The sequence below is a fragment of the Paraburkholderia sediminicola genome (assembly GCF_046026855.1).
GTDB lineage: Bacteria > Pseudomonadota > Gammaproteobacteria > Burkholderiales > Burkholderiaceae > Paraburkholderia > Paraburkholderia sediminicola_A.
The window spans coordinates 1-23,844 of record NZ_JAQQET010000056.1 but is presented as its reverse complement, the minus strand read 5'-3'; the positions used below and the strand labels follow the sequence as shown (position 1 = coordinate 23,844).

Sequence of the window (23,844 nt, the reverse complement as noted above, 5' to 3'; positions counted from 1 at the left end):
GGTTGTTACAGGAAAGGCAGCAAGATTATCATAACCCGGGCAAAACATTGCTCGAACCCGGCAGCGCCGCTGCACGAACAATTCGCGCCAGGTTGCCAGTAGAATCGCGGCTTCAACGGTCCGAGCCCAATGAACTACGCATCCATCCTCGAACAGATTCATCGCGATCTTCAGCCTTATCTGGGCACCGGCAAGGTCGCCGACTACATTCCCGAACTGGCGAATGTCCCCGCCGACAGTTTCGGCATGGCGATTGTCACGACCGCCGACGAGGTCTTCCGCACCGGCGAAGCCGACACCCGTTTTTCCATCCAGAGTATCTCCAAGCTATTCGCCTGCACGATGGCCTTCCGGCTGCTCGGCGACGAACTGTGGCGGCGCGTCGGCCGCGAGCCGTCGGGCACACCATTCAATTCGCTGGTGCAGCTCGAAGCGGAGCAAGGCAAGCCGCGCAATCCGTTTATCAACGCCGGCGCGCTGGTCGTCACCGACGTGCTGTGCCGCCGTTTCGTGCAGGCGGAAACTGCGCTGGTGGAGTTTATGCGGCGGCTGACCGGCGAGGTGACGATCGACTACGATATGCGCGTCGCGCAATCGGAGCTGCAACATGCGGATCGCAACCAGGCCATGGCGCACTTTATTGCGAGCTTCGGCAACATGGAAATGCCCGTCCACGCGGTAGTCGACGCGTATTGCCGGCAATGCGCGATCTCGATGAGCTGTGTCGAGCTGGCCAGGGCTGCGTTGTTTCTGAGTAATGGAGGCGTCGTACCGTCGACTGGGGAACGCATCCTCGACAGCAGTTCGACCAAGCGTTTGTCGGCCCTGATGCTAACCTGCGGTACCTACGACGCTGCGGGCGACTTCGTCTTTCGTGTCGGCTTGCCAGCAAAGAGCGGCGTGGGTGGTGGCATCGTCGCGATACTGCCGGGGGAGATGGCGGTCTGTGTGTGGTCGCCCGGGCTCGACGCGAACGGCAATTCACTTGCCGGCGCGAAAGCACTGGAATCGTTGACCACGATTACCGGGCGGTCGATTTTTTGATTCCGTGCCGCAGCGACGGCGACTCGATGGACTTATTGAATGTTCAACGTCCTCGCCAAGCCGCCGTCGCCTCCTGTTGAACGAGCGCCCCTAGCCCACACGCGCGACCAACTCTGCCAACACCGTCTGATAAGCGGTGCTGCCAACCACCCGCTCATTCACGCCGTCTTCGAAATCGATCCACCCGGAATTGAAACCGTCGATCATCTCGATGCGTGGCGCGGGCCATGCCGTGCCTTGTGACTGAAAGAGCGCCTCCCACTGATCGCGCGGCACCGATTGAGCCTTCACCGAACGACCCAGCACGTCCCCGAGCATCGCGGCGATTTCATCTTGCGTGTAACGCCGTGGTCCTTCAATCTCGATCACGCGGCGGCCCTGCCAGGATGAGCCAAGCGTTGCAGCGATCACACGGCCGATATCCGCCGTTGCGATCATCGGATACGCACGACCGAGCGGTTGCAGGAAACTCGGCATCACGCCGGTTTCGCGCGCCGGCGCGATATCCCACAACGCGTTTTCCATGAACCACGCGGGCCGTAAAATCGCCGTCGAAATTGGCAGATCCGCGAGCGCTTCTTCGAGAATATGCACTTGCGTGATGAGACCGAGGCCCGACTCGCGCTGGCCGCCGATCGATGAGAGCGCCGCAACACGTTCAGGCCTCGCTTTCATCAGCGCCTCTTTCAGCACCGCCACCGCTGCGTGTGCATTCGGATAGCCCGGCTGCGGCGCGAAGTTCGGCGCTACCATCACGAAGACGCCTGCCGTACCGCTGAACGCCGCGGCGAGCGTGTCTGCGTCTTCGAATGACGCGACCGCCACTTCGGCGCCCCGCGCCGTCCACTCCGCCGCCTTGCTTTTGTCACGTAAGACGGCGCGCACGGCGTGCCCCGCGTCCAATAAGGCGCGTGCCGCCGCGCCGCCCACCTGCCCTGTTACACCGGTAATTGCATACATATTCATCGCTCCTCGAATACGGCCAATGCCGTTCTGAGCGAGATTGTCGGCATTTCCCAGTGATTTCACGAGAGCATGGATGTCATTTAGTTAATGACATGAAAGCATGCAACGCATTTCCGTTGACTTGCAATCTGGACCGGCGGCGCTACTCAGAGCGCGGATGCTTACAAGGTGTCGTGTCGAAAAAATTATGTTGCCAATCCAAACCAGATATTGCTTGCGTACAAAGGATTCCTGATAATGGGCGGTTGCTACACAATCAGAACGAGCTGGCACTAACAACAGATTAACCGCATACGGGAGCTTCGCAGTCACGACATCGAGGCAAAAGTAGCACGCTCAGAACCACGCGCAGACGCAACCAGAAGAGATAGAAAAATGAAGTTTCAAAGGCGAAATTGTGTCGTCGATGCAGTCCAGTGGTTCAGGCCCGGCGACCATCCGGCAGTCGACGCACAAGACGGGCATTGGTGTGTCGCAACTGAGGAGGGCTGGCGGAAAGTCGTACCGGGTGACTGGATCGTGACAAACGGTGACGGCGGCCCGTTTCCCATGAATGATCATCTCTTCTTCAGCATTTACGAACCGATCACCGAAGCGGAAATCAAGAGCGGCGATCAACCAGACAGCGTGAAGACGTGAGGGGAAATTGCGGTGGGTCCGGGCAAGGTTCCTCGAGGAAGACAGCGAGCATGACTTCTTCGCTTCGGTAAATCGCCACCTTCCATATCTGGAACAGCGAATCGCACATCGCGTGCGAGCGGCATGGCGCGAACCGGTCGTTCTTCGCCTTCTCTTGTGATTCCAGGCGGTAGCACTCGCTACCGCTTACTCGAAGTCACAGCTCGCCTTATCTTCAACGAGTCCAAAACCTGTAATCACTGGTCACGCAATGGAATCGCTTCGTGCGTGAAGGTTCCAGCTTCGGCGCTCGAATCGCGCAGCGCCTTATAGAGCAAGGGTTTCGGGACGATATTCGGGTCCGGCCGGCAACGCGCATCCGCACGAATGGAACGCCTTAGGCACAAAATAAGTTTGACAAACTATCTTTAGATATATATCTTACGACACATCTTAAGACACAAATGGGAGTACCCAAGATGCGTCATCAACATCGTTTTTCCCGTTCGCATGGTGCGGACGAAGGTTTCTTCGCAGGGCATGACCGTCCGTCTTTGCATGCGCTTTGGCACGCATTCGCCCATCACTACGAGTACCGCGGCGAGCGCGGCGGTGACGGCTTTGAATCTCACCATGGCGGACGTGGCGACTGGCACGAGTTTCATGGCGACGAGCGTGGCCGACGCGGCCGGCACGAGTTCCGCGGCGACGAGCGTGGCAATGGCCGCCACGGCGAGCGCGGTGAAGGCAGTGACCGCGACGACCGAGGCGGCTTCGGTCACGGCCACCGCTTCGGCCACCACGGCCACGACCGCTTCTCGCTGCACGCGCTGTGGCACGCAATCGGCCGCCATCACGAGCAACGCGGCGGCGGTCGCGGCGGACGTTTCGGCGGCGGCGGCCCGGGCGGCTTCGGTGGCGAAGGCGACGGCTTTCCGCGCGGCCGCAAATTCACTTCCGAAGATCTGCAGTTGCTGCTGCTGTCGATGATCGATGCTCAACCTAGCCACGGCTACGAACTGATCAAGGCGCTCGAAACACGCTCGAACGGTTTCTACAGCCCGAGCCCCGGCATGGTCTATCCGGCGCTTACGTATCTGGAAGAACTCGGCTACGTGACTGTGCAACTCGAAGGCAACCGCAAGCGTTACGAGCTGTCGGAAACGGGCCGCGAGTACCTGGCTGCCAATCGCGACCGCGTCGAATTGATGCTCGCCAAACTGACGCATATCGCCCGCAAGATGGATTCCGTACGCCGCGCGTTTGCCGGTGAGGAGCCCGCCGACGTCAGCGAAGGCGGCTGGCTGCCGGAACTGAGCGAAGCGCGCCGCGCACTGAAGCATGCACTTCTGCGCCGTGACAACGTGCCGGCCGCCGAACAGCGCCGCATCGCCGCGATCCTGATGCGCGCGGCAAATGAAATCGAAGGCGAAGGCAATCCCCGGGGCGACGAAGGCAGCGGCGAACCCACCGCTTGAGATCGCGCTATCCGACACTCGCGTTCGAAGGTGCCCATGAGCAGCTTCGAACGCCAACCAAACCGACAGGAGTGGCACCTTATGCTGACAAATGACAACCGGACCGATCTGGCAGTTTATCGCGTGCGGCATCCGCTGAAGTTCCGTCTGTTGCAGGTCAAAGAGGTGCACGCGCTGACCCCGCATCTGATTCGCGTCACCTTCACGGGCGAGGATTTGCACGACTTCGTCTCCGCTTCGTTCGACGACCACATCAAAGTGTTCTTCCCCGAACCCGGCGCCGACAAACCCGTACTGCCCGAAGCCGGCCCTGACGGTCCCGTGTTTCCCGCCGGTCAGCCGCGCCCAATTGCCCGCGATTTCACGCCGCGCCGCTTCGACGCTGAAGCGCGTGAACTGGATATCGAGTTCGCCATGCATGAGGCCGGCCCAGCCGCAACGTGGGCGGCGCAAGCCAAAGTGGGTCAGTACCTCGGCGTCGGCGGCCCGCGCGGCTCGCTGGTGATACCGACTGGCTTCGACTGGCATTTGCTGATCGGCGACGACACCGCGCTGCCGGCAATCGCCCGCCGCCTCGAAGAGCTGCCTGCCGGCGTACGCGTCGCGGCTGTGATCGAAGTGGCCGATCAGTCGGCACAGATCACGTTCACGACGCAGGCCGAACTGCATATCATCTGGCGCCATCGCAGCGAATCGGGCTATCGCGGCGACGCCTTGCTGCAAGCGGTACGCGAAATCTACTTGCCCGAAGACGGCGAAGGCTACGTATGGGCCGCCGGCGAATCCGCGACGATGCGTGCGGTGCGCTACCACCTGTGCTCGGAACGCGGCGTCGACAAGTCGCGCATTCGCGCCGCCAGCTACTGGAAACAGGGTGCCGAAGCGGTGCATGAAACGCTCGACGACTGACCGTCCGTAGCGGGCGTGTGATGAATTGCGTGAATTGCATGAGCCGTGTGAGCCGCATGAAATGCGGAGGCCGAGCGGTAATCCGTGAGCCGCACCGGCTACATGAGCTCTGCAAGATGCGTGAACCCAACAACCGGCGTGCTTCGAACAAAAATAAGGAATTGACCGATGTATTCAATTAGCACAAAGCACGAGCGCCGTTTGCTGTGGCTGCTTGCGCTGACGCAGTTCACCATCATCATGGATTTCATGGTGATGATGCCGCTTGGCCCGCAGATCATGCACTCATTCAGTATCACACCGGCCGCGTTTGCGACGGCCGTGTCCGCGTATTCGTGGTGCTCGGGGCTGTCGGGTTTATTCGCGGCGACCTATATCGACCGCTTCGACCGGCGCCGTCTGTTGCTGACGGTGTATGCGCTATTCGCGCTCTCGAATCTCGCGTGCGCATTGGCGAGCACCTTTCCCCTTCTGCTTGCCGCGCGCGCTTTTGCGGGCATCACAGGTGGGGTGTTGGGCTCGGTGATCATGGCAATCGTCGGCGACGTCATCCCGGTGCAGCGCCGCGGCGCCGCGACCGGCACGATCATGACCGCCTTTTCATTGGCCGCGATTGCCGGCGTACCGGCTGGCGTGATGCTCGGCGCGCACTTCAACTGGGCGGCCCCGTTCTATTTGCTGGTGGTGTTGTCGCTGGTCGTCTGGGTTGCCGGCTGGCAACTGGTCCCTTCGCTGGCCGAGCATTTGAGTCGCCGCCAACCGGCGCTGGGCGAGGTATTACCGGATTTGTGGCGTCTATTGAGCAACCCGCGGCATATGAATGCGTTTGCGCTGACGTTCATGATGATGATCGCGCATATGCTGGTGATCCCATTTATCTCGCCAGTATTGGTCGCCAATCACGGCGTGGCTCCGGCGCAGTTGTCGTGGCTGTATATGGCGGGTGGCGCAGCGACATTCTTCACTTCGCGCCGGGTCGGCAAGCTTGCTGATCGATTCGGCACACGGCGCGTATTCCGGATTGCGGCAATACTTTCGTTTCTGCCCATACTGTTCGTAACGCACCTACCGGATCTACCGTTCTACGCGCTGGTGATGTTTTTCCCGTTTTTCATGGTGCTGATGTCCGCACGGATGGTGCCGATGCAAGCACTGCTAACTACCGTGCCCGAGCCTGCCCGGCGGGGTGCTTTTCTCAGCGCCAACAGTGCACTGCAGGCTTTGGGCACAGGAAGCGGCGCGTGGATTGGCGGCCTGATGCTGAGCAGTTCACCGACGGGGCAGATCGTAGGATACGGGACCGTTGGATGCGCAGCGGTCGCAATCGCGCTGCTCGGAGTATTCTGGGTTTCACGCGTCCACGGGGCACAAAATGCATTACCGCCGACGGGCGTATTGGCCGGCAACACAGTCGGGGAAGCTTAAAACCGACGACACCAACGCCCCGCTAAAACACCGTAGAAGCACCGCATCGGCGCGCGCAGCGCCGCCGGAAGTAAGACTGCCTTGTCACCAGAGCTGAATGTGCGAGAGCACAGATTCCAGATGCACCACTACCGCAACTGCGCGGGGGACCCGCTTATAATCTAGCGGTGTGAGCCGCTTTCTTTTGCCTACTTTTCTTTGCGGCAGGCAAAGAAAAGTAGGTGCCTGCCCCCGCACAGGGGCGACGCTAACAAACCAATAAGAACACAAGGAAAGGCCAACACCATAGGCGCACAGAAGAAAAAACCACAAACTAATCAGCATCCGCAGTCACCCCCCTCCGCCCCCCTCACCCCGCGAAGACACATAAAAACCCCTGGCTCTGCCAACAACAATCCTCAGCATGGCAATCACCGGCACAGCCAGAAAAATCCCCGCCACACCCCCAATCTGATCCCCAGCCAGCAATCCGACAATAACAAGAAACGGGCTAACCTCAACACCTTCGCTCATCAGATAAGGATTCAGCACATAATCCTGAAACAACCGATACACCGCGATAAAAATCACCAACCAAAGCAAATGTGAATACCCACTAAAAACAGCCACCACAAGCGTAATAGCAATCGCCCCAAGCGGCCCGGCAAACGGCACAAACTCCAGCAACGCCGCGCTCACCGCCAGCAAAAACGCATACGGCACCCCAAGCAACGAAAAAACCACCCCATAACAGATCAAAGTCGCAAGCGACAAAAACAGCAACGCCCGCACATACTTCGAAAAAAGCACATTCAGATCCGTGACGATCTCGGCCCACAGCACACGATGCCGATCCGTCAGCACATCAAGAAACGCATCGCGCATCTGCGGACCTTCCTTGATCAGCAGAAAGCTCAGAATCGGAATCAGCACGAGGTAAATCAGATTGCTCGCTGCATGCACTACGCCCAGCCCGACACTACGCGCCATCGGCACGGCCTTGTCGGAACCGGTCTCGATCTGGCCACGCACGAAATCCACAATCCTTTCGCGCAGCGGTTCAAGAAAATGCGGCAGCGGAAAGCGATTGGGTACATCGGATTTCATCAATTCAGGCAACTGCGCGAACAGATGCGTGGCCTGATCCTGCAGTTGCACGCCGAATAGCGAACCCGCCACCGCGATCACTGCGACCACCACCACGAACACCAGCGCAATCGATGCAACCCGCGGCACGCGGCTCGGCCGGAAGCGGTCGACAAGATCGACCATCGGGTAGATCAGATAGCTGAAGAAGACCGCGAACACGACCACCAGCAAGGTGGACGACGCGGTATAGAGAATGAACAGCAGCAGCGCGATCAGAAACGCAGTCCAGACTTTCCGGGCTGTAGAGACGTCGAATCCCAGCATGAACTTTCCTCGAACAGACGATAAGATCCGGCGCCTCGAACGCGCCGGGATCATCGGACAACCAAGGCGCCCGCAGGGCCGGAGAGACGCGCCTCGTGCACCGGTAGGCGACGCACCCGGCGTCGTAGCGCATCGCGGACTTACATCAGCTTGCCCAACAAAAATCCGACACCGACCGCGATCAACAGCGCGCCGATGGGATTGTTGCGGGCCGTCTCGGCGACGTGGTCGACGCTATCGCCGTACTTGGCCTGCGCCTTACCGGCGAGTTGACGGACTTTGCCCTCGGCCTGAAGGTCGACGTCGCCCGTCAAGCCACCGACGGCGTCCTGCACCTTGCCTGCCGCATCTTTCACGGTTCCTTCGAGCTGGTTTGAATTCATCGATGTTCTCCTTGAACAGAATGAGCAAGCAGTCGCCGGCCGTGGCCGGCGTTTTACGGTTACTGCTTCGTCGTTGACTCGTTAGCGCTTCACGCGATCGCGAACCGCATCCGCGGTTTCACCGACTTTAGACTGCACCTTGCCGGCCAGCTTTTCGGCCGCGCCCTCGGCCTGGGTCGTCCGGTTGCCGGTGACCTTGCCGATCGCTTCCTTCACGGAGCCCTTGACCTGTTTCGCTGCGCCTTCGACCCGATTCTTATCCATGATGATTTCCTTGAAAGTCTGGGTTGCACACAAAAGACGTCGAGCGCGCAATGCCTGAGCGGCTTGGGCCGATCCACACCGACACTCGACGCAGGATTTCATTGTCCCAGTTCGCCATCCCTGCCGACACGCGCGAATGCACCGGATTGCCTCGTGCATTTGAACCGCACGCCACCGCGCCTGAACCCGCGGATCGACCCGCTTCGACGCCTGCTGCGCCGGCTCGGCCGAAGCTCAGCAGCACGGTTCGTTCCTGACCGGGAATCCCGGCGGAAACAGGCGAGAGAACAATACCTAGGCCGTCCTGGGGCCCTTGCGGCGCGGCGCTTTGGCAGGCGTGAGGCCAAAGTGGCCACGGGTCTGCGCCCACACGATCGCCTCGCTCCGGCTATGTACATCGAGCTTCGCGTAGATCGTAGCGACATGGTTGCGCACCGTGTTCGGGGCGAGGCCCAATTCTCTGGCGATCTCCTTGTCCGCGAGACCGGTGCACAGGCAGGAGAACACATCCCGCTCGCGCGCGGTCAGATCCGCGAAATGGCCGCCGGCATCGGGCGCGTTCGCGCGCCGCACGTTGACCAGCTTTTCGATCAGTGTCTGGCTGAACCAGGAGGCGTCCTGCATGACGGTTTCGATCGCCGTCACCAGTTCCATTTCGGAGCGCTTGCGCTCGGTGATGTCGAGCAGGGTCATCAGCACGCAATCCTTGCCGTGGATGCTGACCGCTTCGGCCGACACAAGACAGTTCAGCACGTCGCCGGCGTGATTGTTCACCTGGAATTCGACGTTACGCAGACTGCCGGACCCGGTGAGCGCCTCACTGATCCGCGCGCACGCGTCGCCGTTCCACAGACCGCTTTGGTCCAACTGCTTGCCCAGCAACTCTTCGGAGGAGAAGCCGGTGGTCGCCGTGAAGGCGTCGTTGATATCGAGCGTCATGTAATCACCCGCGACGAACAGCGCGGTGGGTACCGGCGTCATCCGGAACGACTTCGCGAAACGCTCCTCGCTCTGCCGCAGCGCGCTCTCGGCGCGCTTGCGCGGTTCGAGATCCATGAAGGTGAACAGCATGCAGGCTTCTTCGCCGATATCAATCGGCTGGCCCGCCACCACCACGAACTTGTTGCCGCCTTCGGGGAGGCGTAGCAGCGCCTCCATCTGCGGAATGGTCGATCCTTCGCTGAGCCGTTCGATGGCGAGTTCGCGCTTCTCCGCGCCTTCGAAAACGTCGAGTTCGTACACCGAGCGGCCAATCACGTCCTCTCGCACATAGCCGGTCATCTCCAGAAAACCCTGATTGACCTTGATGTAGCGCTGATCGCTGAGGCGGCAGATGATGGCCGGCGCGGGGTTGGCGTTGAAGGTCTTCTCGAAGCGCTTCTCGGCGCTCGCCCACTCGCTCGCGTCGTGCAGGATCAGCGCGAGGCAATCGGGCTCGCCGCGGGCATTAGTCAGCACGAGGCTGCGCACACGATGCACCCAGTTCACTTCGTCGTCGTGGGCCGGAAAGACCTCGACCACCACGTCGCTGAAACACTCGCCCGCCACCACGCGTTCGATCGGATAACTACCCTCAGGCAGCGGATGGTTGTTGCGGTAACGCAGCCGGAAGCGCTCGCGGTATTCGGTGACGTCGGCGCCCAGTTGCGCGACTTCAGTGATGCCGTGCATCTCCAACGCGGCCTGATTCGCCCAGACAATGGTCTGGTCCGGCTCGACGAGGATCACACCCTCGGTCAGCCCCGTAATGATCTGCTGCAACTGGCGACGGTCGGTCTGCGTGCGCAGCACCTTGTCGTCGGCTGGCGGCTGGGGATCGTCTGAGACGGTGGATTGCACCGGTGGGGAGGATGCAGCGGGGGTTGTTGCGGTCATTATTATTGGCACGCGAGGCGCGCACACGAGAGCCTGTCCAGACCGCAGAATGGACCAAATCGCGCCGCCGCGCCAATAGCCAATGCACCAGGCGCTCTGGTGCACTTGCACCAGGTGCCGGGACCTGGCGGCGATCAGCGCCCGCTGCCGCGTCGTAGGGCGTCGCAGGCGCTGGTTACATCAGCCTTCTTCGGCGCCCAATGCAGACAGCGGATGTGTCTCCCTCTTCCACGGCGACGCCAGAAAATGCCGGACGCGTTCCGGCCGCACTTCCGCGAGCGTTGCGGGCGCCCACCGGCTGTTGCGATCCTTGTCGATCAACTGCGCCCGCACGCCTTCGCAGAAATCGCCCTCTTCGATCACCCGCTTGACGATGCCCAACTCCATCCGGAAGCACTCGGCCAAGGTCATCTGCCGGCCGCGCAGAAGCGCCTCGCGCGTGACGTAGAGCATCGTGGGCGAGTGCCCGGTCATCGCGTCGTAAGCGGATTGCAGCCACTGCTTCACCTCGCGCGGCGGCTCGCGCTCCAGATCGTGGCGCAATGTCGCGACGATCCGCTCGATGCTCGAACGCCGGTCGAAATGCCTCAGGATCAACGGGGTAAACGACCCCAATGCAGCATGGGGAATGATGTTGCACGGTGGCTCGAACACCCCGCGCAATGCAGCCATCAAGTCCCCCGCGTGCGACATGCGCTGCAGGCGCTCCTCGAAAGTGCCAAGCCACTCCGCCGGCACGCACAGGTCCGCCAGTAGCAGGCGCAGCGCATCGGCGCCCGATAACGTCACGCCCGTGAGCCCGACATACAGTTCGACCTCCGCCGGCATCACGCTCAGGAAACGCGTCGCGCCGACGTCCGGCAGGAAGCCGATGCGCGTCTCCGGCATCGCAATCTTGCTGCGTTCCGTGACGATGCGCAGCCGCGCCGCCTGGCCGAGCCCCATGCCGCCGCCCATCGAAATACCGTCGAGCAAGGCGACCACCGGCTTCGGAAACGCGTGCAACGCATAGTCGAGCCGGTATTCGTCGACGAAGAACGCAAGCCACCGGCTGTCGCCATTTTTCGCGAGCCGGTGCACCTCGCGTACGTCGCCTCCAGCACAAAATCCCTTGGTACCGGCGCCTTTCAGCACGAGGGCAACGATGCCGTCGTCGGTACGGCAATGTTCGACCAGTACGGCAAGCTCGCGCACCATCGCATGCGATAGCGCATTGAGCGCGGCCGGCCGGTTCAGCGTGATGATCGCCACACGGTTGACGACGCGAAACAGAATCTCGCGCTCCGCTTCAACGCTCGTATCGAGCGCAACGCTCTGCAAGGCGCTCATCGACGGGTCTCCCGCTCAGCGTCCGCTACGTGCTCCGCCTGCCCCACGTGTGTCACCTGCCAGCGTGGCGCGCGCTTCTCGAGAAACGCATTGACGCCTTCGCGCTGATCGGCGCCGTCGAACAGATCGACAAAGCGCTCCCGCTCCACCGCGAGAGCCGCCGCACGTGGCACGCCGTTGCGGCCCTGGTGGATCAGCGTCTTGCTGAAGCCGACCGCTTGCGGGCTCAACGTCGCGACGCGCGCCGCCATCGTCAGCGCCGCCTCGCGCGCCGCGCCCTTTTCCACCACTTCTTCGACGAGACCGATACGCAATGCAGTCGCTGCATCGACGCGTTCGCCGGTCAGAATCATTCGCTTGGCCCAGCCTTCGCCGACCAGCCAAGGCAACGTCTGCGTACCGCAGCCGCATGGCAGCAAACCCACCGCCGTTTCGGGCAACGCCATCAATGCGTGTTGCTCGGCGATACGGATATCGCAGGCCAGCGCGCATTCGAGCCCGCCGCCCATTGCGTAGCCGTTGATCGCGGCGATCACCACCGGCCGCGCGTTCTGCAAGGTCTCGAACGCCGCGCCAAAGCGTGTCGCCGCCGTGCGCGCGACCTCGCGATTGCCGTCAGCGAAGGTGTTCAGGTCGGCGCCCGCGCTGAAGAACCTGGGGCCGTCGCCCGTGATCACGATGGCCCGCACGCGCGCTTCACCGTTCAGACGCTCGACCGTCTGCTCCAATTGCAACAAACCGTCCGGCGTGAACGCATTCGCGGGCGGCCGTTTGAGCGTCAGCAGCGCGACGGCGCCGTCGTGTGCGTAGTCGAGTTCGATCATGACGCGTCTCCGTCCTTACCGTCCTGACGGTACAGCTTGATCACCGCGGAAAAGTCCAGACGTCCTGCGCCTTTCGTGCTCATCGTCTGATAAAGCTGCTGTGCGAGCGCGCCGAGATACACCGGTTGACGCGCGAATTTCGCGGCGTCGGTGGCGAGGCCCAGGTCCTTGAGCATCAGATCGGTGCCGAAGCCGCCGGTATAACCGCGCGTGGACGGCGCGGTGTCGATCACGCCGGGCATCGGGTTATACGTGTCCGAACTCCAGCAGCGGCCCGTCGAGGTATTGATGATGCCACCCAGCACTTTCGGGTCGATGCCGAGCGCCTCGCCCAGCGACATCGCCTCGGCCACGCCCGCCATGGTGATGCCGAGCACGAGGTTATTGCAGATCTTCGCGACCTGGCCGGTGCCGGTCTCGCCGCAATACACGATGTTCTTGCCCATCGCCGACAACACTGGCTTGACCTGCTCATAGGCGCTCGCGCTGCCGCCAACCATGAAGGTCAGCGTACCGGCCGCCGCGCCGCCGGTGCCGCCCGAGACGGGTGCGTCGACGAAGGTGTTGCCGTGTTGCACGGCAAGCTCGGCGAATGCCTTGACGCTCGCCGGATCGATGGTGCTCGAATCGATGATCGTCACGCCTTTCGCGATGCCCGCGAAGACCCCGTCGTCCGCTGTCAGCACGCTGCGCACATGTGCGGCGGCGGGCAGCATCGTCACCACACATTCGACGTCGGTCACCGCGGCTTTCGGCGAACCTGCCGCTTTGGCGCCCGCGTCGACGAGTGCCTGCACAGCCTGCGCGTTGAGGTCGAATACGTTGACCGCGTGGCCTGCCTTGAGCAGGTTGAGCGCCATCGGCGCGCCCATGTTGCCGAGTCCGATAAAGCCTATTTTCATAATGTTCTCTCCTGTGTCGATGGGAGTTAGCGCTTCAGCGCTTACTCCTATCCCATGCAAAGCAATAGACCGCGGGACTCAGCGCAGGCTGATGGTCGTGTTGACGCCGTCGTTGACGGTATCGTCGTCGAACCAGCGGGCGGTGACGGTTTTGGTTTGCGTGTAGAACTGCACAACCTGTTTGCCATAAGGGCCCAGGTCGCCCAGTTTCGAGCCACGTGAACCAGTGAAGCTGAAGGACGGCACGGGTACCGGAATCGGAATATTGATGCCGACCTGCCCGATATCGATCTCGCTCTGGAATTTGCGTGCCGCCGCGCCGCTTTGCGTGAAGAGACCGACGCCGTTGCCGAACGGATTGCGATTGACGAGCGCGATCGCGTCATCGAGCGTCGCGACATTCAGCACCACCAGCACCGGGCCGAAGATTTCCTGGCGATAGATTTCCATCTCCGTGGTGACGTCGGTGAAGACTGTCGGGCCGATGAAGTTGCCTTGCTCGTAGCCTGGAACCTTCACGTCGCGGCCGTCGAGTGCCAGCGTGGCGCCCTCTTTCACGCCTGTTTCGATCAGGCCGAGAATGCGCTGCTTCGCCGCGCGTGAGACCACCGGGCCGATGTCCGTTTTCGGCTCGTTGCCCGCGTTGACCTTGAGCGTCCTGGCCTTTGCGACCAGGTCGGGCAACCATTGCTGCGCCGCGCCGACCAGCACGACTACCGAGGTCGCCATGCAACGCTGTCCCGCTGCGCCGAAACCGGCGCCAGCCAGCGCATTCAAGGTCTGCTCGCGGTTCGCATCGGGCAGCACGACTGCATGATTCTTTGCGCCCATCATCGACTGCACGCGCTTGCCGTGTTCGCTGCCGAGGCGATAAACATGCGTGCCAACCGCCGTCGACCCGACGAACGAAATCGCTTTCACCAACTCGTGCGTGCAGAGCGCGTCGACCACGTCCTTGCCACCATGCACGACATTCAGCACGCCCTTCGGCACGCCGGCTTCGAGCGCCAGTTCGACCAGCTGCATGGTCGACAACGGATCCTGCTCCGAAGGTTTCAGCACGAACGTATTGCCGCAAACGATCGCCATCGGGAACATCCACAATGGGATCATCGCGGGAAAATTGAACGGCGTGATGCCGGCGCATACGCCAATCGGTTGACGCAGCGTGTAGGTATCCACACCGCCCGCGACGTTCTCGGCGAATTCACCCTGCTGCAAGGTGCCGATCGAGCAGGCATGCTCGACCACTTCGAGCCCGCGGAAGATATCGCCTTCCGCGTCGGGAATCGTCTTGCCCTGTTCAGCGCTCAAGGTCCTGGCGATGCGCGGTGAATGCTCGCGAATCAGCGCCTGGTATTTCAGCATGATGCGCATGCGCGCGCCGATCGGCGTGTCTTTCCACGTCTTGAACGCGGTGTGCGCCGAGCGGATCGCTTCGTTCACTTCATCGGCGGTGGCGAACGGTACGCGTGCAAGCACCTCTTGCGTAGCCGGGTTGACGATGTCGCGCCATTCGGTAGTTTTGGATTCGACGAACTCGCCGTTGATCAGCAGTTTGACGGTGGCGGCCTTGTTCGAAGCGATTGCGCTCATGCTGGAACTCCTGTGCAGTGGCCGCGTCGCGGCCGGACAGTGATTGGGATTAAAAATAATCAACGCAGATCCGGGAAGTCCTCTTCCCAATACTCGCCGGGCAGGCGCGCGGGCTCAGCCTCGCGCTCCATTTCGCGGCGTCGCAATTCGACGCGGCGGATCTTGCCGGAGATGGTTTTCGGTAATTCGCTGAATTGCAGGCGGCGAATCCGCTTGTACGGTGCGAGTTTTTCGCGCGAAAACGCGAAGACCGCACGCGCGAGTTCGGGGCCGGCTTCGTAGCCTTGACGCACCGTGACGAACGCTTTCGGCACCGACAAACGCAGTGCATCGGCACTCGGTACCACGGCCGCTTCGCCGATTGCCTCGTGTTCGATCAGCACGCTTTCGAGTTCGAACGGGCTCAGCCGGTAGTCCGACGATTTGAAGACGTCATCGGCACGGCCAACGTAAACGTAGTAACCGTCATCACGACGCAGCGCGACGTCGGAGGTGTGATAGAACCCGTTGCGCATGGCTTGCGCGGTGGCATTGGCGTTGTTCGCGTAGCCGGTCATCAAGCCGAGCGGGCGTTCGGCCAACGGCAGCGAGATTTCGCCTTCGGTGACGGGTTGGTCGTCCGCATCGAGGAGCGCGATTGTGTAGCCCGGCAGCGGGCGCCCCATCGAACCCGGCACCACCGGTTGCCCCGGCGGGTTGCCGATCTGGCAGGTCGTTTCGGTCTGGCCGAACCCGTCGCGAATCGTGATGCCCCACGCGTGCCTGACGCGTTCGATGATCTCCGGATTCAACGGTTCGCCCGCGCCGACGATCTCGCGCAGCTTCACCGGATAGTCGGTGAGATGCTCCTGCACGAGCATGCGCCAGACGGTCGGCGGTGCGCACAGCGTCGTGACGTTGAAACGCACCAGCACGTCGAGCGTGTCTTTCGGCACGAAGCGCGGAAAGTTGAAAACGAACACACAGGCCTGCGCATTCCACGGCGCGTAGAAGCAGCTCCACGCGTGCTTGGCCCAGCCCGGTGAACTGATATTCCAGTGGATGTCGTTCGGTTGCAGGCCGATCCAGTACATCGTCGACAGATGGCCGACCGGATAGCTCTGGTGCGTGTGCTCGACCAGCTTCGGTTTGGACGTGGTGCCCGACGTGAAATACAGCAGCAGCGGATCAGTGGATTGCGTGACGCCGTCCGGCGTAAATTGCGGCGATGCGTCATAGGCCGCGGCGAGGTCGATCCAGCCGTCGCGCGGTGCGCCGACGGAGATACGTGTGAGCGGCACGTCGAGGGAATCGAACTTGGCCAGCTCCGCGCTATCGATCACTACGAAAGTCGCGCCGCCGATCTGCACGCGGTCACGCACGTCGTCGGCGGAAAGCTGGGTGGTGGCCGGCAGCACGATCGCGCCGAGCTTCATGGCGGCGAGCATCACGTCCCAGAGTTCGACGCGGTTCGGCAGCATCAGCAGCAAGCGGTCGCCGCGACCGACGCCGAGGCTCCGCAGGAAGTTCGCCATGCGTGACGAGCGTTCCGACATCTGCGCATAAGAGAGACGTAAACCGTCGCTTGCCAGATCGTCGACGATCCACAGCGCCGGGTTGTCGTTATCTCGCGCGATCACGTCGAAGTAGTCGAGCGCCCAGTTGAACTCGCCTGGCGCCGGCCATGCGAATTCGCGGTAGGCGCGCTCGTAATCGGTTCGATGGCGCAACAACAGGTCACGCGCTTCGAGAAAGCCCTTCGCTGCAGTCATTGTCGTCTCCTTGTGGCGCGATACGCGCTCTGCTTTTTTGCCTCTGCTTCTTACCTTGCTAGCAGGCTATTCTGCGCTCAAACGCCGTCTAACTTGCGTTTAAACGTGGCGCGCGATAACCATCCGCTGCACCTCGCTGGTTCCTTCGTAAATCTGAGTAATACGGGCGTCGCGATAATGGCGCTCCACGGCGTAGTCCTCGAGATAGCCATAGCCACCGTGAATCTGGATCGCATTCGAGCAGATTTCCTCGGCGAGTTCCGAGGCGAACAGCTTGGCCTGCGAAGCCTCGGACAAACACGGCCTGCCCGCCGTGCGCAGCCGCGCCGCGTGATGCACAAGCAAACGCGCGGCATTCAGGCGGGTCGCCATATCAGCAAGCATGTTGGCAATCGTTTGATGATCCTTCAGTGCCTTGCCGAACTGGATGCGTTCGTTCGCGTAGAGGCGCGCGGCGTCGAATGCGGCCCGCGCGATGCCGACCGCCTGCGCGGCAATACCGATACGGCCACCTTCGAGATTCGACAACGCGATGCGCAGACCTTCGCCGGGTTCGCCGAGCAGATTGGCTTCGGGCACCGCGCAATCGTCGAGCGAGATCGGGCAGGTGTCCGAGGCGCGAATGCCGAGCTTGTGTTCGGGCTTGCCGACGTTGAAACCCGGCGTGTCGGTCGGCACGATGAAGGCTGACAGGCCGCGCTTGCCGCGGTCAGGATCGGTGACGGCGAACACGATCGCGATATTGGCGCGCGCGCCGTTGGTCACGAACTGCTTGTTGCCGTTGAGAATCCATTTGCCGTCGCGCAGCACCGCGCGGGTGCGCAGATTGTTCGCCTCGGAGCCGGCTTGCGGCTCGGTCAGGCAGAACGCGCCGATGCGGCGTCCGGTGGCAAGGTCTTGCAGATAGCGGTCCTTTTGCGCTTCCGTGCCGAAGTTCAGGATCGGCCCGCAGCCGACCGAGTTATGCACGCTCATCAGCGTGGCGCAGGCGGCGCAGCCCGCGGCGATCTCTTCGAGCGCGAGCGCATAGGCCACGTAGTCGGTATAGGAGCCGCCCCACTCGGACGGCACGATCATGCCGAGGAAACCCAGCTCGCCCATTTGCGTCACCACTTCCGCCGGCAGCTTTGCGTCGCGATCCCACTGCCCGGCGTATGGCGCGAGGCGCCCAGTGGCGAAGTCACGGGCGGCATCGCGGATCATCCGCTGTTCGTCGGTATAGAAGCTTTCCATGCTCGATCCTGTTATGTGCGTCGAGTCGCGGTGGCGAGGCACGGCCTCGTCATCTGCGACACATCGCGGGGGATGGTCGGCCTCGCCGTGGTGTCTTCGGGCGATCCGTCCCGCGATCGGTTCATGCCAAGTGTAGGGAAGCGGCCGGACAGCTTCGATGCTCAGCCCGATCATTCTGGTTGAGCGTATTTACCATACCGGTATCATGGAGCCATGACTCATGCCACGTTTTCAAAGGCTTAGCGAATCGCCATAAGGAAAATGTTGAGCGCATTTGCCAGATAGCCATGAAAAACCTGAAAAACACCAAGAGCGACAGGGGCACGATTTCCGTCAGTCTCGTCGAAGAGGCCCTCGCCCTGGCGCGAGTGCGTGGGTTCGAGGCGCTGCCGCTCGCCGAAGCCGCCGGCATTGCGGCGACAATGCTGGCGTCACCGAAAAGCCGGGTTTCGTCGGCGCAATACGGCGCGCTGTGGGCCGGCATCGCCCGCGCGCTGGACGACGAGTTCTTCGGCCAGGACTCGCATCGTATGAAAAGCGGCAGCTTCATCGCGATGACACAGATGGCGCTGACCGCGCGTAACGGCGCGCAAGCGCTCGCGCGGGCGGTCGGCTTCATGCGGCTCGTGCTGGACGATCTTGGCGCACAGATCGAGACGGATGCGCAGCGGGTACGGCTCAGGTTCGTCGAGCGCGAGGGCACAAAGCCGCCGGCCATGTTCGCTTATGCGACCTACTTTATCGTCGTCTACGGCCTGCTGTGCTGGCTGGTCGGACGGCGCATCCCATTGATCGAGGCGCGCTTTCGCTGCGCCGAGCCGCCTGCCGCGCATGAATACCGCCTGATGTTCTGCGACGACATGACGTTCGATCAAACCGGGTCGTACGTCGACCTCTCGCCGGCGTTTCTCGACCTGCCGGTGATCCAGACCACGAAGTCGGTCAAGCCGTTCCTGCGCGATGCGCCCGGTAGCTTCATCGTCAAATACCGCAATCCCGGCTCGCTTGCGGCCCGGGTGCGCAAGACGCTGCGCGCGCTGCCGATGGCGGGCTGGCCCGCCGCCGATCAGATGGCGGAGCGCCTGCACGTCGCTGAAGCGACGATGCGGCGGCGTCTGAAGCAGGAAGGCTATACGTATCAGTCAATCAAGGACGACTTGCGGCGCGACATCGCAATCGGCGAGCTGCAGGACACCGACCGCACGATCGCCGACATCGCCACCGCGGTGGGTTTTGCCGAGCCGAGCGCGTTTCATCGCGCGTTTCGCAAGTGGACCGGCATGCGGCCGGGCGATTACCGGCCGGCGCGTGCGGATTTCACGCGTCGCACGGAATCGGACTAAGCTGTAAGGAGCAGGCCAGCCTTTTTTGGGGTATCGGCCCGCGTCGGCCGATACCCGTCGGCATGGCGCGGCAGCCGTCAGCGATGAGCACGTTTCCACGTCTCCCGTTCCGGCAGTCTGGTCCGCGCCCTGTGCTTATCCGTGGCCGAGGCGTGGGCCGGTTGATGCGCGGCATGACCGCGTTCGGCGTGCTTTTGGCATTTGGATTCGCGTTGTGCGAAAACACGCCGCAGGCCTGGGTCGCGGAGGCCGCCGCCGCGCCGAATAGCGTTGTCGTGATCCCGGTGAACGGCGCAATCAGTCCGGCCAGCGCCGATTTCATCGTGCGCAGCCTGCAGCGCGCCGACGACGATCGTGCGCAACTCGCCGTGCTGCAACTCGATACGCCCGGTGGCCTGGATACGTCGATGCGGCAGATCATCAAGGCGATTCTCGGCTCGCCGGTGCCGGTCGCCACCTTTATCGCCCCGAGTGGCGCGCGAGCGGCGAGCGCCGGCACCTATATCGTCTACGCCAGCCACATTGCGGCGATGGCCCCGGGCACTAATCTCGGCGCGGCGACACCGATCCAGATGGGCATCGGCGGTGCGGAGCCGCCTGCGGGCGGCGGCGGGATGCCGGGCCTGCCGGGCACGGGGGGCGGAAGCGGCGCTGGCGCCCAAAAGAACGAGCCCGCCGGGTCTGCCTCAACCGGTCCGGTGAACTCAGCCACCTCGGCGAACTCAGCCAGTTCGTCCGCGACCACGCCCAGCGCCACCCTTCCGCTCGACACGCAATCCACCGAGTTGCGCAAGCAGGTCCACGACGCGGCCGCCTACATCCGCGGCCTCGCGCAAATGCGCGGACGCAACGCCGACTGGGCCGAGCGCGCGGTGCGCGAGGCCGTCAGCCTGTCGGCCAGCGAAGCGCTCGCGCAGCACGTGGTCGATCTGAATGCGCGCGACATTCCCGACCTGTTGCGCCAGGTGAACGGCCGCACCGTCAGCACGAGCCGCGGCGACGTCAAACTCAACACCGCCAACGCGCCGGTGGTCACGCTGGAAGCCGACTGGCGCAGCCAGTTCCTCGCGGTCATCACGGATCCGAATGTTGCACTGGTTCTGCTGATGATCGGCATGTACGGCCTCTTCTTCGAATTCGCCAATCCGGGCTTCGTGCTGCCTGGCGTGGTCGGCGCCATCAGTTTGCTGATGGGACTCTTCGCGATGCAGATGCTGCCGGTGAACTACGTCGGGCTCGGCCTGATCTTTCTGGGCATTGCGTTCCTGATCGGCGAGGCGTTTCTGCCGACCTTCGGCTCGCTCGGCTTCGGCGGTGTAGTCGCGTTCGTGATCGGCGCACTGATGCTGATCGATACCGACGTGCCGGGCTATGGCATTCCGTTGCCCCTGATCGCGGCCGTGGTCGTGTTCAGTGTCGTGTTCGTATTCGGCGTGTCGAGACTCGCGTTGCGGGCGCGACGCCGGCCCGTGGTGACCGGCTCGGAAGGGCTGATCGGCAGTCTCGGCGTCGTGCTCGACGGTGGCCTGTTGCCGGACGGCGCCCTGCTGCAGGGGGACGCAACGGCAGACGCAACGGCAGACGCAACTGCGGGCGGCACGCTGGCGGGCTGGGCTCAGGTACATGGCGAACGCTGGCGGGTGTCCAGCACGGCCCCGGTCGCGGCCGGTCATGCGGTGCGCGTCACAGCGCGGCGCGGACTGACGCTAACCGTGGTGCCCGCGGAAGCACTACAACAAGGAGAACGCTCATGATCGGTTTCACATTTGGCTTCAGCAGCATTCTGATTCTGCTGGTGGCTGCGTTGATTGCTTCATCGATACGGATTTTTCGTGAGTACGAACGCGGCGTGGTGTTCATGCTCGGGCGCTTCTGGAAGGTCAAGGGGCCGGGGTTGGTCCTGATCATTCCGGTCGTGCAGCAGGCGGTGCGCATGGATCTGCGCACCGTCGTATTCGACGTGCCGCCGCAAGACGTGATTACGCGCGACAACGTTTCGGTGAAGGTCAACGCGGTGGTGTATTTCCGTGTGGTCGATCCGGAAAAAGCGGTGATTCAGGTGGCGCGTTATTTCGATGCGACCAGCCAGTTGTCGCAAACCACGCTGCGCTCGGTGCTCGGCAAGCACGAACTCGACGAACTGCTCGCCGACCGCGAGCAACTGAACGCCGATATCCAGAAGGTGCTGGACGCGCAGACCGATGCGTGGGGCATCAAGGTGTCGATCGTCGAGATCAAGCATGTGGACATCAACGAAACGATGATCCGCGCGATCGCCCGTCAGGCCGAAGCGGAGCGCGAACGGCGCGCCAAGGTGATTCACGCGCAAGGCGAGTTGCAGGCCTCGCAGCATCTGCTGGAAGCGGCGCAGACCCTCTCGAAACAGCCGCAGGCGATGCAGTTGCGCTATCTGCAAACCCTCACGACGATTGCCGCCGACAAGAATTCGACGATCGTATTTCCGCTGCCGATCGATCTGCTGAGCGCGGTGCTGGATCGCTTCAGCAAACCGTCGGCCTCCTGAACCGGGGATCGCGCCGGTTCAGTTGGGGCCACATTGGATCGCTGGATGAAACGGTGCATTACCTTCAGGCGACTTACTCGAAATGCATGCGAAAACTAAAATATAGGGGTTGTTTTTAACCGCTCCACAGGAGCTAATCATGAAGATCGTTTCTTTAGTTGGACTCGGCGCGCTGTTAGCCGCTGTGAGTATGAGCACCGCGTTTGCACAGACTTCGCGGCCTTACGACCCGTCGGCGCCGCTAACGCGTGCTCAGGTGAAAGCCGATCTGGCCGAATGGCGCGCCGCCGGTTACGATCCGCTCGACTGGATTGACTATCCGGACAACGCGCAACGCGCGGGCCGCATCGTCGCCGCGCGGCGGGCGCAACAAATGGGTGGGAGCATGACGCAGTAGTCGTTTCTGGCCTGGTGCGGCAGGCCGCTAGCCGCGACGGCAAGGGTCACGAGCGACGCTGGCCTTGCATGCCCGCACATTCGCGCACTAGAGTCGCCCGCCTCTCCCGCCGCCTGCCCGCCGGGCTTCGCCTTCCCCCGCCCCCCCAAAACCCCGCCGTTCGCCGTTCGCCGTTCGCCGTTCGCCGTTCGCCGTCACATCGTAAATTCGCTTGCCGCTCCGCCCCACGCGCAGGCAAGGTATCATCTCGCCCCTTCGGCAAACCCCATAGTCACGCAATACGGTTGGTTCGCCGCCACCAATCATGATTACAATCCGCCGGTAGGCTTGGCCGCGTGGTGGACCGATGCCGTATCGCACGGCACATCCGCCGGTTTATTTGCTGCGCATAGCCCGTATCAACCACAAGAAACGCTTTTTGAACAACAAGAGACCCGCCTCATGGACTCCATAAAACGATACTTCGGCTTCGAAGCCGCGGGCACCAACCTGCGCACCGAGGTGCTCGCCGGGCTCACCACCTTCCTGACGATGGCCTACATCATCTTCGTCAACCCGGCGATTCTCGGCGACGCCGGCATGCCGAAAGACGCGGTGTTCGTCGCGACCTGCATTGTGGCCGCGCTGGCCTCGCTGATCATGGGTCTCTACGCCAACTACCCGATCGCGCTCGCGCCCGGCATGGGCCTGAACGCGTACTTTGCCTACACCGTCGTCAAAGGCATGGGCTTCACGTGGCAAGCCGCGCTCGGCGCGGTGTTCATCTCCGGTTGCCTGTTCATGATCGTCACGCTGTTTCGCGTGCGCGAAGTGATCGTCAACGGCATTCCACATTCGATACGCATTGCCATCACCGGCGGCATCGGCCTCTTTCTCGCGATCATTTCGCTGAAGTCGGCCGGCGTGGTGGTCGGCAATCCCGCCACGCTCGTCACGCTCGGCGACCTGCACAACCCGCATGTGGTCCTCGCCGTGATCGGCTTTTTCGCGATCGTCACCCTCGACTATCTGCGGGTGCGCGGCGCGATCCTGATCGGCATTGTCGGCGTGACGGTGCTGAGCTTTTTCTTCGGCGGCAATCAGTTCCACGGCATCGTCTCCGCTCCACCGTCGATCACGCCGACGCTGTTCCAGCTCGACATTCGCGGCGCGCTCTCCAGCGGCGTGCTGAACGTAATCCTGGTGTTCTTCCTCGTCGAACTGTTCGACGCGACCGGCACGCTGATGGGCGTGGCCAATCGTGCCGGGCTGCTGGTCGAAGGCAAGATGCACCGGCTGAACCGCGCGCTGCTCGCCGACAGCACCGCGATTCTCGCCGGCTCGATGCTGGGCACGTCGTCGACCACGGCGTATATCGAAAGCGCGTCGGGCGTGCAGGCCGGCGGCCGCACGGGCGTGACGGCGATCACCGTCGCCGTGCTGTTCCTCCTGGCGCTGTTTTTCGCGCCGCTGGCCGGCGTGGTGCCCGGCTATGCGACTGCGCCGGCCCTGCTGTACGTGTCGTGTCTGATGCTGCGCGAAATGCTCGATCTGCCGTGGGACGACGCCACCGAAGTCGTGCCGGCCGCATTGACCGCACTGTTGATGCCGT

At 62.4% G+C, this 23,844-nt stretch carries 20 protein-coding genes; 9 read left to right on the top strand and 11 right to left on the bottom strand.

All coding sequences use genetic code 11. The annotated features are described in order from the left end of the window. The first annotated feature begins 129 nt into the window (after window positions 1–129). A complete protein-coding gene (locus tag PQR40_RS37415; RefSeq protein ID WP_408511159.1) occupies window positions 130–1,044 on the top strand; it encodes a glutaminase in 915 nt (304 codons plus the stop codon). Window positions 1,045–1,134: 90 nt separating this feature from the next. Here the strand turns inward: PQR40_RS37415 and PQR40_RS37410 are convergent, their stop codons facing one another. Continuing rightward, window positions 1,135–2,004 (bottom strand): NmrA family NAD(P)-binding protein, encoded by an 870-nt coding sequence (locus PQR40_RS37410; RefSeq protein ID WP_408341055.1) that lies wholly within the window; start codon window positions 2,002–2,004, stop codon window positions 1,135–1,137. A 1,103-nt stretch (window positions 2,005–3,107) separates the two neighbouring features. Here PQR40_RS37410 and PQR40_RS37405 point away from each other — a divergent pair. The 3 genes from PQR40_RS37405 to PQR40_RS37395 all read left to right on the top strand — a co-directional run bounded on the left by PQR40_RS37405 (window position 3,108) and on the right by PQR40_RS37395 (window position 6,440). Beyond that, entirely contained in the window at window positions 3,108–4,106 is a 999-nt protein-coding gene (locus PQR40_RS37405; RefSeq protein ID WP_408341050.1) for a PadR family transcriptional regulator, read from the top strand. Between the two features lie 81 nt (window positions 4,107–4,187). Continuing rightward, the gene (locus PQR40_RS37400) at window positions 4,188–5,015 is read left to right on the top strand and encodes a siderophore-interacting protein (protein WP_408511158.1); all 828 of its coding nucleotides are present in this window, start codon (window positions 4,188–4,190) and stop codon (window positions 5,013–5,015) included. 168 nt (window positions 5,016–5,183) lie between these two features. Beyond that, the gene (locus PQR40_RS37395) at window positions 5,184–6,440 is read left to right on the top strand and encodes an MFS transporter (protein WP_408226963.1); all 1,257 of its coding nucleotides are present in this window, start codon (window positions 5,184–5,186) and stop codon (window positions 6,438–6,440) included. A gap of 330 nt (window positions 6,441–6,770) precedes the next feature. Here PQR40_RS37395 and PQR40_RS37390 read toward each other — a convergent pair whose 3' ends face one another. From PQR40_RS37390 to PQR40_RS37345, 10 genes are all read right to left on the bottom strand, one after another. After that, a complete protein-coding gene (locus tag PQR40_RS37390; RefSeq protein ID WP_408511157.1) occupies window positions 6,771–7,832 on the bottom strand; it encodes an AI-2E family transporter in 1,062 nt (353 codons plus the stop codon). A gap of 140 nt (window positions 7,833–7,972) precedes the next feature. Then, window positions 7,973–8,215 (bottom strand): CsbD family protein, encoded by a 243-nt coding sequence (locus PQR40_RS37385; RefSeq protein WP_105506373.1) that lies wholly within the window; start codon window positions 8,213–8,215, stop codon window positions 7,973–7,975. 81 nt (window positions 8,216–8,296) lie between these two features. Continuing rightward, window positions 8,297–8,479, bottom strand: a complete 183-nt coding sequence (locus tag PQR40_RS37380) for a CsbD family protein (RefSeq protein WP_325046323.1) — start codon at window positions 8,477–8,479, stop codon at window positions 8,297–8,299. A 294-nt stretch (window positions 8,480–8,773) separates the two neighbouring features. Next, entirely contained in the window at window positions 8,774–10,354 is a 1,581-nt protein-coding gene (locus PQR40_RS37375; RefSeq protein WP_408511155.1) for a PAS domain S-box protein, read from the bottom strand. A 180-nt stretch (window positions 10,355–10,534) separates the two neighbouring features. After that, the gene (locus PQR40_RS37370; protein WP_408511154.1) at window positions 10,535–11,683 is read right to left on the bottom strand and encodes an enoyl-CoA hydratase/isomerase family protein; all 1,149 of its coding nucleotides are present in this window, start codon (window positions 11,681–11,683) and stop codon (window positions 10,535–10,537) included. Further along, a complete protein-coding gene (locus PQR40_RS37365; protein WP_408389943.1) occupies window positions 11,680–12,507 on the bottom strand; it encodes an enoyl-CoA hydratase in 828 nt (275 codons plus the stop codon). Before PQR40_RS37365 ends, PQR40_RS37370 begins: the two co-directional genes overlap by 4 nt. After that, complete coding sequence (gene mmsB / locus PQR40_RS37360) at window positions 12,504–13,409, bottom strand: 3-hydroxyisobutyrate dehydrogenase (RefSeq protein WP_408337728.1); 906 nt, start codon at window positions 13,407–13,409, stop codon at window positions 12,504–12,506. Before mmsB ends, PQR40_RS37365 begins: the two co-directional genes overlap by 4 nt. A 78-nt stretch (window positions 13,410–13,487) precedes the next feature. Then, window positions 13,488–15,005 carry a CoA-acylating methylmalonate-semialdehyde dehydrogenase gene (locus PQR40_RS37355; protein ID WP_408226947.1) on the bottom strand — a complete coding sequence of 506 codons (1,518 nt, stop codon included), beginning with the start codon at window positions 15,003–15,005 and terminating at the stop codon, window positions 13,488–13,490. Between the two features lie 59 nt (window positions 15,006–15,064). Further along, the gene (locus tag PQR40_RS37350) at window positions 15,065–16,756 is read right to left on the bottom strand and encodes an AMP-binding protein (protein WP_408511153.1); all 1,692 of its coding nucleotides are present in this window, start codon (window positions 16,754–16,756) and stop codon (window positions 15,065–15,067) included. A gap of 99 nt (window positions 16,757–16,855) precedes the next feature. After that, window positions 16,856–17,989: an acyl-CoA dehydrogenase gene (locus tag PQR40_RS37345; protein WP_408389939.1), complete on the bottom strand. Its 1,134-nt coding sequence runs from the start codon at window positions 17,987–17,989 to the stop codon at window positions 16,856–16,858. Window positions 17,990–18,276: 287 nt separating this feature from the next. Between PQR40_RS37345 and PQR40_RS37340 the strand changes: the two genes are divergently transcribed. The 5 genes from PQR40_RS37340 to PQR40_RS37320 all read left to right on the top strand — a co-directional run. Further along, the gene (locus PQR40_RS37340; RefSeq protein WP_408511152.1) at window positions 18,277–19,332 is read left to right on the top strand and encodes an AraC family transcriptional regulator; all 1,056 of its coding nucleotides are present in this window, start codon (window positions 18,277–18,279) and stop codon (window positions 19,330–19,332) included. Window positions 19,333–19,415: 83 nt separating this feature from the next. Further along, window positions 19,416–21,086 (top strand): NfeD family protein, encoded by a 1,671-nt coding sequence (locus tag PQR40_RS37335; protein WP_408511151.1) that lies wholly within the window; start codon window positions 19,416–19,418, stop codon window positions 21,084–21,086. Then, window positions 21,083–21,856, top strand: a complete 774-nt coding sequence (locus PQR40_RS37330) for a slipin family protein (protein WP_408226932.1) — start codon at window positions 21,083–21,085, stop codon at window positions 21,854–21,856. The genes PQR40_RS37335 and PQR40_RS37330 overlap by 4 nt, the downstream gene beginning before the upstream one ends. Before the next feature lie 139 nt (window positions 21,857–21,995). Beyond that, window positions 21,996–22,253, top strand: coding sequence for a DUF4148 domain-containing protein (locus PQR40_RS37325; RefSeq protein WP_408226929.1), 258 nt, complete (start codon window positions 21,996–21,998; stop codon window positions 22,251–22,253). Window positions 22,254–22,694: 441 nt separating this feature from the next. After that, a partial coding sequence (locus PQR40_RS37320; protein WP_408511150.1) for an NCS2 family permease occupies window positions 22,695–23,844 on the top strand: 1,150 nt, incomplete at its 3' end.